We start from the raw sequence: 13,778 nt of genomic DNA on the forward strand, positions 1-13,778 counted from the left end.
CCGTCGGGCACGGTACGCACTACCGGCGGGATCGGCACCGTCGCAGTCGCCGGCGGCGTGACGATCACCGGTTGGGCGGGCGCGGCCTGCGGCGTCGTATCTTGCGCGAAGACGGGGGTTGAGACGAGCGCAGTGGCGACGAGGAGGGGCGCCAGTGCGCGGGCTTTGCGGGGGGCAAAATGCTGTTTCATGACGGTGTCACAATGAGTGGAACCCGTCCGCGGTTCCTCGTTTCGTCGCCGTCCGACCGACCGGTTTTTCGCGACGAGACGAGCAACCCATTGATTCATTGTTATAAACCAAGGACAATTTTGCACTTACTTTTTTCGGGCATACAGTCCCGAAATGACTATCGGCCTTATTCTGGGCGCCATCATGGCCTCCGGCACCCCTGCCCCGCAGACCGTGTTCACCTGCCGCGCCGATGCCAAGCGCATTGCCGTGACCCTCAGCGGCGATCGCCTGACCTATAGTTTCGGTCCGCCCGGCCGACCCGAGATCAGCCTAAAGGGTGGCCCGCAAGGCGGCGTCTTCTATCACCGCACCATGTACAACCGCGGCGAGGACCAGACGCTCCGCTTCGTCAGCGGGCAGTGGAATTACGTCCTGTTCAACCGCTGGCAGGCGCCGCAGCAATTAAGCAGCGAGCGGATCGAGCCCGAATATAATGTCTCCGGCGTGCTGGTGATGAGAGATGGGAAGCTGGTGCGGCGGATCGACTGCAATAAGGGCAGCGGAAACCTGACCGAATGGCCGATCTTCAAACAGCTCAAGCAGGATGAGGAGAATGTAACCCCAGACGATGCCTGAAGATCGGGCCTGAAGATTGGACTTGAAGATTGGGCCTGAACTTTGGTCCGAAAAAAATGCGTCGGGCGTTTGACACTCTCCAACACGCTACCTATATCGCGCCCCTCACCACAGCTTTCGGGAAATGACACGGCGTCGCGCACCGGGTCGATCGAATTGGAGGCTGTCGGTTCACACGACGCTAGAAGCTGCACCGTCCACGGCCGGAAACGGAAGTAGGATGGAGCGGCTTTTTTGCGTCGCGATGCGTGCCCGCCTCGGGGATCCGGGGCACGAAGTTCTAAGCTGACGAGGCAAAAAACCCACATGGCGACCAAGGCGATCGAAGGCACCGCAAAGCGGCGCATCCGCAAGGTTTTCGGCAATATCCACGAAGTCGTGCAGATGCCGAACCTGATCGAGGTTCAGCGCGAATCCTACGAACAGTTCCTGCGCAGCGATCCATCGATCGGCTACGTGTCCGGCCTGGAAAAGACCCTGCGCTCGGTCTTCCCGATCCGCGACTTCGCCGGCACTGCCGAGCTCGACTTCGTCAATTATGAGCTCGAGCCGCCCAAGTTCGACACCGACGAATGCCGCCAGCGCGGCATCACCTATGCGGCGCCGATGCGCGTTACGTTGCGCCTGATCGTGTTCGAGGTGGATCCCGATACGGAAGCCCGCTCGGTGCTCGATATCAAGGAGCAGGACGTCTACATGGGCGACATGCCGCTCATGACCGAGAACGGCACCTTCATCGTCAACGGTACCGAGCGCGTGATCGTCAGCCAGATGCACCGGTCGCCGGGCGTGCTGTTCGACCATGACCGCGGCAAGACCCACGCCTCGGGCAAGTATCTGTTCGCGGCGCGCGTGATCCCGTATCGCGGCTCGTGGCTCGATTTCGAGTTCGACGCCAAGGACATCGTCAACGTCCGTATCGACCGCAAGCGCAAGCTGCCGGTCACCGCATTGCTCTATGCGCTTGGCCTGACGTCCGAAGACATCCTCAACTATTTCTACAACCGCGTGACCTTCGTCCGCGGTCCCAACGGCTGGCAGATTCCGTTCGCGCCCGAGAATTGGCGCGGCGCCAAGCCGATGTTCGACATCGTCGACGCCAAGTCGGGTGAGATCATCTTCCCGGCCGGCCAGAAGGTTTCCCCGCGCGCTGCCAACAAGGCGCAGAAGGACGGCCTCGAGACGCTGCTGATCCCGACCGAGGAAATCTACGGTCGCTATTCGGCATATGATCTGATCAACGAGAAGACCGGCGAGATCTACATCGAGGCGGGCGACGAGTTCGGGATCGAGAATCTCGAGAAGCTCGACGCCGCCGGTATCGACCGCGTCGAACTGCTCGACATCGATCACGTGTCGACCGGGCCGTGGATCCGCAACACGCTCAAGGCCGACAAGGCCGAAGAGCGCGAGCAGGCGCTGTCGGACATCTATCGCGTCATGCGCCCCGGCGAACCGCCGACGCTCGAGACCGCGGAATCTTTGTTTGCGGGTCTGTTCTTCGACCCCGAGCGCTATGACCTGTCGGCGGTCGGCCGCGTCAAGCTCAACATGCGCCTCGATCTCGATGCCGAGGACACGGTCACGACGCTCCGCACCGAGGACATCCTCGCGGTGGTCAAGACTTTGGTCGACCTCAAGGACGGCAAGGGCGAGATCGACGATATCGACAATCTCGGCAACCGCCGCGTGCGCTCGGTCGGCGAATTGCTCGAGAACCAGTATCGCGTCGGGCTGCTGCGCATGGAGCGTGCGGTCAAGGAGCGGATGAGCTCGGTCGACGTATCGACCGTCATGCCCAACGATCTGATCAACGCCAAGCCCGCGGTCGCCGCGGTGCGTGAGTTCTTCGGCTCGTCGCAGCTGTCGCAGTTCATGGACCAGACCAACCCGCTCTCCGAAGTGACGCACAAGCGTCGCGTCTCGGCGCTCGGGCCGGGCGGCCTCACCCGCGAGCGTGCGGGCTTCGAGGTCCGCGACGTCCATCCGACCCATTATGGCCGTATCTGCCCGATCGAAACGCCGGAAGGCCCGAACATCGGTCTGATCAACAGCCTGGCATCGTTCAGCCGCGTCAATAAGTACGGCTTCATCGAAACGCCGTACCGCAAGGTCATCGACAATAAGGTGACCACCGACGTCGTCTATCTGTCGGCGATGGAAGAGGCCAAGCACACGATCGCGCAGGCCAACGCCGAAACCGATGCCGACGGCAAGCTGACCGAGGAGCTGGTCTCCGCGCGTCAGGCCGGCGAATTCCTGATGGCGCTGCCTGAGAACATCACGCTGATGGACGTGAGCCCCAAGCAGCTCGTGTCGGTCGCGGCGTCGCTCATTCCGTTCCTGGAAAACGACGACGCCAACCGCGCGCTGATGGGATCGAACATGCAGCGCCAGGCGGTGCCGCTGGTCCAGGCCGAGGCGCCGTTCGTCGGCACCGGCATGGAAGAGACGGTGGCGCGGGACTCGGGTGCGGCGATCGCCGCCAAGCGCGCGGGTATCGTCGACCAGGTTGACGCCACCCGTATCGTGATCAGGGCGACCGGAGAGGTCGAGGCCGGCAAGTCGGGCGTCGACATCTACACGCTGATGAAGTTCCAGCGCTCGAACCAGAACACCTGCATCAACCAGCGTCCGCTGGTGAAGGTGGGTGACGTGGTCAACACCGGCGACGTGATCGCCGACGGCCCGTCGACCGAGTTCGGCGAGCTGGCGCTCGGCCGGAATGCGCTCGTCGCGTTCATGCCGTGGAACGGCTATAACTACGAGGATTCGATCCTCATCAGCGAGCGCATCGTCAAGGACGACGTCTTCACCTCGATCCATATCGAGGAATTCGAAGTCATGGCCCGCGACACCAAGCTCGGGCCGGAAGACATCACCCGCGACATCCCGAACGTCGGCGAGGAAGCGCTTCGCAACCTCGACGAGGCGGGCATCGTCTATATCGGTGCTGAGGTCGAGCCGGGCGACATCCTGGTCGGCAAGATCACGCCGAAGGGCGAGAGCCCAATGACGCCGGAAGAAAAGCTGCTCCGCGCGATCTTCGGTGAGAAGGCGTCGGACGTTCGTGACACCTCGCTGCGTCTGCCCCCGGGCGTCGCCGGCACGGTGGTCGAGGTCCGCGTGTTCAATCGCCACGGCATCGACAAGGACGAGCGCGCGATGGCGATCGAGCGCGAGGAGATCGAGCGCCTGAAGAAGGACTCGGACGACGAGCGCACGATCCTCAACCGCGCGACCTGGTCGCGCCTGCGGGAAATGCTGATCGGTCAGGTCGCCACGGCGACGCCGAAGGGTCTCAAGAAGGGCTCGGAGATCGATCAGGACCTGCTCGACAGCGTCGACCGCCACGAATGGTGGAAGTTCGCGGTCCAGGACGACAAGGTCCAGTCGGACCTCGAAGCGGTCAAGGGTCAGTATGATGACGCTGTGAAGCTCATCAAGGACAAGTTCGAGGACCGCCGCGAGAAGCTCGAGCGGGGCGACGAACTGCCGCCGGGCGTGCTCAAGATGGTCAAGGTCTTCGTCGCGGTGAAGCGCAAGCTGCAGCCGGGCGACAAGATGGCCGGCCGTCACGGCAACAAGGGCGTCATCAGCCGCATCCTGCCGGCCGAGGACATGCCGTTCCTGGCGGACGGTACCCCGGTCGATCTGGTGCTCAACCCGCTGGGCGTGCCGTCGCGCATGAACGTCGGGCAGATCTTCGAGACGCATCTGGGCTGGGCCGCGCGCGGCCTGGGCCAGCAGATCACCCAGGCGCTCGAGGATTGGCGCGACGCCAATCCCGATGCCAAGGCGGGTGCGATGCCGGAAGCGGTCAAGGAGCGTCTGAAGACGATCTATGGCGAGCATTACGTGGCCGATATCGACGCCCGCAGCGGCGCCGAGATCGTCGAGCTGGCGCAGAACCTGAAGGCCGGCGTCCCGATGGGCACCCCGGTGTTCGACGGCGCGCACGAAGGGGACGTGACGGCGATGCTCGAACTGGCGGGCCTCGACCCGTCGGGTCAGTCGGACCTGTTCGACGGCCGCACCGGCGATCAATTCGATCGCAAGGTGACGGTGGGCATCATTTACATGCTGAAGCTCCACCATCTGGTCGACGACAAGATCCATGCTCGTTCGATCGGCCCCTACTCGCTCGTCACCCAGCAGCCGCTGGGCGGTAAGGCGCAGTTCGGCGGCCAGCGCTTCGGCGAAATGGAGGTCTGGGCACTGCAAGCGTATGGCGCCGCCTATACGCTGCAGGAGATGCTGACGGTGAAGTCGGACGACGTGGTCGGACGCACCAAGGTCTATGAGGCGATCGTCAAGGGTGACGACACGTTCGAGGCCGGCATCCCGGAGAGCTTCAATGTGCTTGTCAAGGAAATGCGCTCGCTGGGGCTCAACGTCGAACTCAAGAACGACGAGCCCGGCGTGGATTCGGACGGCGTGGTGATCGCGGCCGAGTAAACCATTGGCCCTCTCCCGTTTGCGGGAGAGGGTTGGGTGAGGGTCTTCCTGCTTCTTCTTTCCCGTCGCTGCGATCGAAGAAGGAAGAAGGCCCTCACCCTCCCACCGCCTGACAGCGGCGGGCCCCTCCCTCTCCCGCAAGCGGGCGAGGGGAAAGAATTTCAAGGAAGGGTTCATTCCCATGAACGAACTGACCAATTTCGCGAACCCGGTCGCCAAGCCGGAAACCTTCGACCAGATCCAGATCGGCATCGCGTCGCCAGACCGTATCCGCTCCTGGTCGTTCGGCGAGATCAAGAAGCCCGAGACGATCAATTACCGCACGTTCAAGCCCGAGCGTGATGGCCTGTTCTGCGCGCGCATCTTCGGTCCGATCAAGGATTACGAATGCCTGTGCGGCAAGTACAAGCGCATGAAGTACAAGGGCATTGTCTGCGAGAAGTGCGGCGTCGAGGTTACCGTCTCGAAGGTCCGCCGCGAGCGGATGGGCCATATCGAGCTGGCCGCCCCGGTCGCGCACATCTGGTTCCTGAAGTCGCTGCCGTCGCGCATCGGCCTGCTGCTCGACATGCAGCTCAAGCAGCTCGAGCGCGTGCTGTACTTCGAAGCCTATATCGTGATCGAGCCGGGCGTGACCCCGCTCGAGCGCTTCCAGTTGCTGACCGAGGACGAGCTCCTCGAGGCGCAGGACGAATATGGTGAGGACGCTTTCACTGCCGGCATCGGCGCCGAAGCGGTCCGCATCATGCTCGAGCAGCTCGACCTGGTCGGCGAGCGCGAGCAGTTGCTGCAGGAACTGGCGACGACCAAGTCGGAGCTGAAGCCCAAGAAGATCATCAAGCGGCTGAAGGTCGTCGAGAGCTTCATCGATTCGGGCAACCGCCCGGAGTGGATGATCCTCGAGGTCGTGCCGGTCATCCCGCCCGAGTTGCGCCCGCTGGTGCCGCTGGACGGCGGCCGCTTCGCGACGTCCGATCTCAACGATCTGTATCGCCGCGTGATCAACCGCAACAATCGCCTCAAGCGACTGATGGAACTGCGCGCGCCGGACATCATCGTCCGCAACGAAAAGCGCATGCTGCAGGAAGCCGTCGACGCTTTGTTCGACAACGGCCGCCGCGGCCGCACGATCACGGGTGCCAATAAGCGCCCGCTGAAGTCGCTGTCCGACATGCTCAAGGGCAAGCAGGGCCGCTTCCGCCAGAATCTGCTCGGCAAGCGCGTCGACTATTCGGGCCGTTCGGTCATCGTGACCGGTCCGGAACTCAAGCTGCACCAGTGCGGCCTGCCCAAGAAGATGGCGCTCGAGCTGTTCAAGCCGTTCATCTACGCGCGCCTCGACGCCAAGGGTCTGTCGATGACCCTGAAGCAGGCCAAGAAGTGGGTCGAGAAGGAGCGCAAGGAAGTCTGGGACATCCTGGACGAAGTGATCCGCGAGCATCCGGTTCTGCTGAACCGCGCACCGACGCTCCACCGTCTCGGCATCCAGGCGTTCGAGCCAGTGCTGATCGAGGGCAAGGCGATCCAGCTTCACCCGCTGGTCTGCTCAGCGTTCAACGCCGACTTCGACGGCGACCAGATGGCCGTGCACGTCCCGCTGAGCCTCGAGGCCCAGTTGGAAGCGCGCGTCCTGATGATGTCGACCAACAACATCCTGTCGCCGGCCAACGGCAAGCCGATCATCGTGCCGTCGCAGGACATGGTGCTGGGTCTCTATTACCTGTCGATGCTCAAGGAAAACGAGCCCGGCGAGGGTATGCTGATGTCAGACATGGCCGAAGTGCATCAGGCGCTCGAAGCCGGTGCGGTTACCTTGCACACCAAGGTTATCAGCCGCGTCCCGCAGACCGATGAGGACGGCAAGACGTACCTCAAGCGGTTCGAGACCACGCCGGGCCGCATGCTCCTCGGCGAGTGCCTGCCCAAGTCGCACAAGGTGCCGTTCGACACCGTCAACCGCCTGCTGACCAAGAAGGACGTCGGCGACGTGATCGATGAGGTCTATCGTCACACCGGCCAGAAGGAGACCGTGCTGTTCGCCGACGCGATCATGGCGCTGGGCTTCAAGCACGCGTTCAAGGCCGGCATCTCGTTCGGCAAGGACGACATGATCATCGCGCCGGACAAGGACAAGCTGGTCGACGAGACGCGCGATCAGGTGAAGGACTTCGAGCAGCAGTATCAGGACGGCCTGATCACGCAGCAGGAGAAGTACAACAAGGTGATCGACGCCTGGTCGCGTTGCGGTGACCAGGTCGCCAACTCGATGATGAACGAGATCAAGGCGGTGAAGAAGGATCCGGAGACGGGTCGTGAAATGCCGATCAACTCGATCTACATGATGGCGCACTCGGGTGCCCGCGGTTCGCAGGCGCAGATCAAGCAGCTCGCCGGTATGCGCGGCCTCATGGCCAAGCCGTCGGGCGAGATCATCGAGACCCCGATCATCTCGAACTTCAAGGAAGGCCTGACCGTCCTTGAGTACTTCAATTCGACCCACGGCGCCCGCAAGGGCCTCGCGGACACCGCGTTGAAGACCGCCAACTCGGGCTACCTCACTCGCCGCCTGGTCGACGTGTCGCAGGATTGCGTCGTCATGGAGGAGGATTGCGGTACCGAGCGAGCGCTCGAGATGCGCGCGATCCTGCAGGGCGGCTCGACCATTGCTTCGCTCGGCGAGCGCATCCTGGGTCGCACCACGGCCGAGGACGTGGTCGATGCCAAGACCGGAGAGGTCGTCATCCCGTCGGGCACGTTGCTCGACGAGGCGGCGGTCGCACGGATCGAGGCCACCGGCATCCAGGGGATGAAGATCCGCTCGCCGCTGGTCTGCGAAGCCAAGATCGGCGTCTGCGGCAAGTGCTACGGGCGTGACCTCGCCCGCGGTACTCCGGTGAACATCGGCGAAGCGGTCGGCGTCATCGCGGCGCAGTCGATCGGTGAGCCGGGCACCCAGCTGACCATGCGTACGTTCCACATCGGTGGCGCGGCGCAGCTCAACGAAACGTCCAACCTCGAGGCGCATGCCGACGGTACGGTCGAATTCCGCGACCTGCGTCTGATCGTCGACCAGCGTGGCCGCCGCGTGGTGCTGAGCCGCTCGGGCGAGATCGCGATCAAGGACATGGACGGCCGCGAGCTGTCGGTCGATCGCATCCCGTACGGTGCGTACGTCATGTTCGACGATGGACACATCGTCAGCAAGGGCGACCGTATGGCCGAGTGGGATCCGTTCACCATGCCGCTGATCACCGAGACCGGCGGTACGGTGAAGTATCAGGACCTGATCGAAGGCAAGACGCTTACCGAACAGGCCGACGAAGCGACGGGTATCACCCAGCGCGTCGTCACCGAGTATCGCGCCGCCACCAAGTCGAAGGAGGACCTCCGTCCGCGCATGACGCTGACGGGCGCCGATACCAACGAAGCCGCGCGCTACATGCTGGCGCCGGGTGCGGTGCTGTCGGTCGAGGACAATGCCACCGTCCAGGCCGGTGACGTGCTTGCCCGTGTTGCTCGCGAGTCCGCCAAGACCCGCGACATCACCGGTGGTCTGCCGCGCGTCGCCGAGCTGTTCGAAGCGCGCAAGCCCAAGGAAAACGCGATCATCGCGAAGGTCTCGGGCCGCGTCGTGTTCGGCAAGGACTACAAGGCCAAGCGCAAGATCGGGATCCAGCCCGAGGACGGCGGCGAGGTCGTGGAGTATCTGATCCCGAAGTCGAAGGTGATCGACGTTCAGGAAGGCGACTACGTCAAGCGTGGCGACAATCTGATCGGCGGCTCGCCCGATCCGCACGACATTCTCGAGGTGCTCGGCATCGAGCCGCTCGCGGAATATCTCGTGTCGGAAATCCAGGAAGTCTATCGACTCCAGGGCGTGAAGATCAACGACAAGCACATCGAGGTGATCGTTCGCCAGATGCTGCAAAAGGTCGAGATCACCGACGGCGGCGACACCACCTTGCTCGCCGGCGAGCAGGTCGACCGCACCGAGATGGACGAGACCAACGAGAAGTTGCCCCCCGGCCAGGCCCCTGCACAGGGCAAGCCGGTCCTGCTCGGCATCACCAAGGCGTCGCTGCAGACCCGCAGCTTCATCTCGGCGGCGTCGTTCCAGGAGACCACCCGCGTCCTCACCGAGGCGGCGGTCCAGGGCAAGCAGGACACGCTGATCGGCCTCAAGGAGAACGTCATCGTCGGTCGTCTCATCCCCGCCGGTACCGGTGCGGGCATGAACCGCCTGCGTGTGGCCGCCTCCAGCCGCGACGCCGCGCTCCGCGTCCAGCAGCGTGCGCTGCAGGAAGTGCTGATCGCGCCCAACTCGGCAGCCGAAGAGCGTGCCGCCGAAAAGCTGCGTGACATTGCCGACGATACCGGCAGCGATGCGCTGGCCAGCGTCACCCCGAGCGGCCACGGCACCGACGCCGATGCCGGCGAGTATCTGAACGAGAGCGAATAAGCTCCTCGTTCGGCACTCTCGGCCGAAACGAAACAACCGCCGTCCGGGCAACCGGGCGGCGGTTTTTCGTTGTGGTGGCTGTTGCGCAACAGCATCACCGCGCGGCTTTTCGTCGCGTCGCCCCAGACCTGGCGATCGCTCGGCCTTTTTGAGCCATGACGGTCATGTTACGACTTTGCGCAAGATCCGGGACACACGGAGTCGTCAAACGGCGAGGATGCCGATCTTCGATTCAGGGGGATACATGAACTCGTTGTCCAACCGCTCGCTGGCGCACTGCCTGCTCTTGGGCGCCTCGCCCGCATTGCTCATCCTTGCCGCATCACCCGCCATGGCGCGGGCCGACGAGCCCAAAGCGCCGCCGGCAGCCGACGCGCCCGCCCCGCAGGACGATGCCGCCAAGCCTGCCGACAAGGGCCTGGGCGATATCGTCGTCACCGCGACGCGCGTGTCCGAATCGTCGAAGGACGTGCCGGTCGCGGTGACCTCGATCAGCGGCGAAAAGCTTGCCGTGATCAACTCGGGCGGGCTCGACATCCGTTTCCTGTCGTCGCGCACGCCGAGCCTCCAGGCCGAATCGTCGTTCGGCCGTACCTTCCCGCGCTTCTACATTCGTGGCCTCGGCAACACCGATTTCGATCCCAACGCCGCGCAGCCGGTGTCGGTGGTCTATGACGACGTCGCGCTTGAAAACGCGATGCTCAAGTCGTTCCCGGTGTTTGATCTCAAGTCGGTCGAAGTGCTGCGCGGGCCGCAGGGCACCTTGTTCGGTCGCAACACCCCCGCCGGCGTGATCAAGCTCGATTCGGCGAAACCGACCGACGACAAGATCGGCGGCTATGGCAGCGCGAGTTGGGGCACGTTCAATACCGTCAATGCTGAAGCCGCGCTCAACCTGCCGCTCGGCGGCGGTTTCGCCTTCCGCGCCTCGGGCCTGCTCCAGCGGCGCGACAATTGGGTGACCAACACCTCTGCCACCGGCTTTGCCGACAAGAAGCTGGAAGGGTATCGCGACCTCGCCGGACGCTTCCAGCTCGGTTATTCGAGCGGCAATTTCAACGCGCTGATCAATTTCCACGTCCGCGACCTCGATGGCACGCCGCGCGTGTTCCGCGCCGGCCTGTTCAAGCAGGGCAGCAACGATTTCTCGCCCGGCTTCGAGCCGAGCAAAGTCGCGCTCGACGGCTATACCAGCCAGAGCATGACCCAATGGGGCACCAACCTGCGGCTGGATTACCATTTCGACGGCGCCGGTACGCTTTATTCGGTCACCGCGTACGAGAAGGCCAAGGTCGAGAGCACCGGCGATATCGACGGTGGCAACAACTACGTCTTTCCGGCGCTCGGCCTGAACAACGCTTTGTTTCCGTCGAATACCGGCGGGATCACGCGGCCGGCGGAATTCAGCCAGGAATTGCGGTTCGTCAGCGACGAGTTTAACGGCTTCCGCCTCCAGGGCGGTCTCTATTATTTCCACCAGACGCTCAAATATCACGAATATGACTATAAATTCCCGGCCACCGGCAGCCGCGCCGCCGATCTCGACCAGGATTTGTTCCACGACAACAAGAACGAGAATTGGGGCGCGTTCGCCTCGGTCGAATACAAGCCGGTCGAGAAGCTGACGTTGCGCGCGGGCGGGCGCTATTCGCACGACCACAAGGAAGACCTGATTACGGGCTATTCGCCCAATTTGTTCGGCGCCGTGCTGCCGAGCCTCGCCAAGGTGAGCGGAGGCGATTTCACCTGGGACGTCAGCGCGACCTATGCGGTATCGCCCCAGGTCAATCTATATGCGCGCGCCGCGACGGGCTATCTAGGCCCGGCGATCCAGGACCGCGTGACGTTCGGCAGCCGGCAGACCACCGCGGGCAAGCAGACCACCCTGTCCGGCGAGGCAGGCATCAAGGGCGAGACCGCGGACCGCACTGTCCGTTTCTCGGTCGACGGCTATTGGTGGCGCACCAACGATCTGCAGATCACCGCGGTCGGTGGCTTGTCCAACTCGGCACGTCTGCTCAACGCCAAGCGCGCGATCGGTTACGGCGTCGAGGCCGAGCTCGATATGCGTCCGATCCCGCAGCTGACGCTGACCGCGAGCGGCAGCTACAATTTCACCGAGATCCAGGACCCGAGCATTACCGTCGGCGTGTGCGGGTCGCTTTGCACCGTGACTGATCCGCTGGCGAGCCCGGGGCAGGCGATCATCGACGGCAACCGCCTCCCCCAGGCGCCGCGCTGGGTGGCGAACTGGACCGCGCGTTATTCGATCCCGCTCGGCGACGGCCGCGAAATCTACGCCTATACCGACTGGGCGTACCGCAGCAGCATCAACTACTTCCTCTACGAAGCGAAGGAGTTTCGCGGCAAGGCGCAGCTCGAAGGCGGCCTGAAGATCGCCTATTCGACGCCGCGCTACGAAGTGAGCGCATTTGCGCGCAACATCACGAACCAGTTCCGTGCGATCAGCGCGATCGACTTCAACAATCTGACCGGCATGATCAGCGAGCCGCGGATCATCGGCGGCGCGTTCCGCGTAAAGTTCTGACGCGGCGGATTGTATCCAATATCCAGTATCCAATCGCTGACTGGGCATCCTAGACCGAACGCCGTCCGGAAATTTTCCGGGCGGCGTTTCTTTTTCCGGGAATAATCCGCCGTATCCCTCAGTCCTGATCCTCGAACCGCAATGGAGCGAGGACATGGGACACGAGATCGAGCGCCGCGAGGCGTTGAAATGCATGGCCTGGGCGGGCACCGGCGCACTCTATGCGCTGAGCGGCGGCATCGCCCGCAGCGCGATCCTGGACGGCGCCGGCAGCGGCGTCGCGCCAGCGGCTGGCTTCACTTTCCTTCAACTCAGCGACAGCCATATCGGCTTCGACAAGGCGGCCAATCCCGACGCGCGGGCGACCTATCGCGAGGCGATCGCCAAGGTGAAGGCGCTGGCGGTCAAGCCCGACTTCATCATCCACACCGGCGACATCACCCAATTGTCGCGCGACAACGAATTCGACGACGCCGACCAGATCCTGCGCGAGACGGGCATTCCCGCTTTCTTCGTGCCGGGCGAGCACGACATGGTCGACGAAGGCGGCGGCAAAGCGTTCCTCGATCGCCACGGCAAGGGCAGCAAGGGCGCCGGCTGGTTCAGCTTCGACCATCAAGGGGTGCATTTCGTCGGGCTGGTCAACGTCGCCGACCTCAAGCCCGGCGGCATGGGCAATCTCGGTGCCGCGCAACTCGCCTGGCTCAAGGCTGACCTGGCAGGCCGCGGCGCGTCGACGCCGATCGTGGTGTTCGCGCACATTCCGCTCTGGACGGTCTACGAACAATGGGGTTGGGGCACCGGCGACGCGCAGGCGGCGCTGGCGCTGCTCAAGCGGTTCGGCTCTGTGACCATCCTCAACGGCCATATCCATCAGATCGTGCAGAAGGTCGAAGGCCGGATGACCTTCCACACCGCGCGCTCGACCGCCTTTCCGCAGCCGGCGCCGGGCACCGCCCCCTCGCCAGGCCCGCAAGTCGTTCCGCCCGGCCAGCTTCGCTCGATGCTCGGCATCACCGACGTGACCGTCCGCAGCGGTGACCAGCGGATCGCGCTGATCGATTCCACGCTCGCTTAGAACCTTTGGAGAAACCAGATGCACTCCCGTTTGATGATTGCCGTGCTCATTCCTGTCGCGGCGGTCATGACCTCACTTGCCTCGGGCCGTGCCCATCCCCCTGTCACGGCATCGGCCCGGGGCAAGACCTTGTCGGCCCGCCCCGCGGCACCGGCAGCTGCCGCCGGTCCGGTTGCGGTTCACATCTCCAACTTCACCTTCGGCCCGAAAATGGTGACGGTGAAGATCGGCCAGACCGTCACCTGGACCAATGACGACGACATCCCGCACACGGTGGTCGCGACCGACAAGAGCTTTCGGTCGAAGGTGCTCGACACCGGTCAGTCGTTCAGCTTCACCTTCGCCAAGCCGGGCCAAATCGCCTATTTCTGCTCGCTCCATCCGATGATGACGGGCAAAGTGACCGTCGTGGCGCGCTGAGGCGG

Annotated in this window: 7 protein-coding genes; 6 read left to right on the forward strand and 1 reads right to left on the reverse strand. The window is 63.6% G+C overall.

Features of this window, described 5'->3' with window-relative positions:
* Positions 1-191: hypothetical protein (locus tag SAS01S_RS23055; protein WP_218016285.1), on the reverse strand; the 191-nt coding region annotated here is incomplete at its 3' end.
* 154 nt (positions 192-345) lie between these two features.
* On the opposite strand from SAS01S_RS23055, the gene SAS01S_RS10490 reads away from it, so the two are divergent.
* The 6 genes from SAS01S_RS10490 to SAS01S_RS10515 all read left to right on the forward strand — a co-directional run bounded on the left by SAS01S_RS10490 (position 346) and on the right by SAS01S_RS10515 (position 13,773).
* Positions 346-810, forward strand: coding sequence for a hypothetical protein (locus tag SAS01S_RS10490; RefSeq protein ID WP_066807637.1), 465 nt, complete (start codon positions 346-348; stop codon positions 808-810).
* Positions 811-1,116: 306 nt separating this feature from the next.
* Positions 1,117-5,268: a DNA-directed RNA polymerase subunit beta gene (gene rpoB, locus SAS01S_RS10495; RefSeq protein ID WP_066807638.1), complete on the forward strand. Its 4,152-nt coding sequence runs from the start codon at positions 1,117-1,119 to the stop codon at positions 5,266-5,268.
* A gap of 181 nt (positions 5,269-5,449) precedes the next feature.
* Complete coding sequence (rpoC, locus tag SAS01S_RS10500) at positions 5,450-9,727, forward strand: DNA-directed RNA polymerase subunit beta' (RefSeq protein ID WP_066807639.1); 4,278 nt, start codon at positions 5,450-5,452, stop codon at positions 9,725-9,727.
* A gap of 244 nt (positions 9,728-9,971) precedes the next feature.
* Entirely contained in the window at positions 9,972-12,275 is a 2,304-nt protein-coding gene (locus SAS01S_RS10505) for a TonB-dependent receptor (protein ID WP_066807640.1), read from the forward strand.
* A 154-nt stretch (positions 12,276-12,429) separates the two neighbouring features.
* A complete protein-coding gene (locus SAS01S_RS10510) occupies positions 12,430-13,353 on the forward strand; it encodes a metallophosphoesterase family protein (RefSeq protein WP_066807641.1) in 924 nt (307 codons plus the stop codon).
* An 18-nt stretch (positions 13,354-13,371) separates the two neighbouring features.
* Positions 13,372-13,773 carry a cupredoxin domain-containing protein gene (locus SAS01S_RS10515; protein WP_218016286.1) on the forward strand — a complete coding sequence of 134 codons (402 nt, stop codon included), beginning with the start codon at positions 13,372-13,374 and terminating at the stop codon, positions 13,771-13,773.
* The last annotated feature ends 5 nt before the right edge of the window (positions 13,774-13,778 follow it).

It is taken from the genome of Sphingomonas asaccharolytica NBRC 15499, from assembly GCF_001598355.1.
GTDB lineage: Bacteria > Pseudomonadota > Alphaproteobacteria > Sphingomonadales > Sphingomonadaceae > Sphingomonas > Sphingomonas asaccharolytica.

Coding starts and splice junctions, on each gene's coding strand:
- SAS01S_RS10490 (WP_066807637.1), top strand. CDS start 346: ATGACTATCGGCCTTATTCTGGGCGCCATCATGGCCTCCGGCACCCCT.
- rpoB (WP_066807638.1), top strand. CDS start 1,117: ATGGCGACCAAGGCGATCGAAGGCACCGCAAAGCGGCGCATCCGCAAG.
- rpoC (WP_066807639.1), top strand. CDS start 5,450: ATGAACGAACTGACCAATTTCGCGAACCCGGTCGCCAAGCCGGAAACC.
- SAS01S_RS10505 (WP_066807640.1), top strand. CDS start 9,972: ATGAACTCGTTGTCCAACCGCTCGCTGGCGCACTGCCTGCTCTTGGGC.
- SAS01S_RS10510 (WP_066807641.1), top strand. CDS start 12,430: ATGGGACACGAGATCGAGCGCCGCGAGGCGTTGAAATGCATGGCCTGG.
- SAS01S_RS10515 (WP_218016286.1), top strand. CDS start 13,372: ATGCACTCCCGTTTGATGATTGCCGTGCTCATTCCTGTCGCGGCGGTC.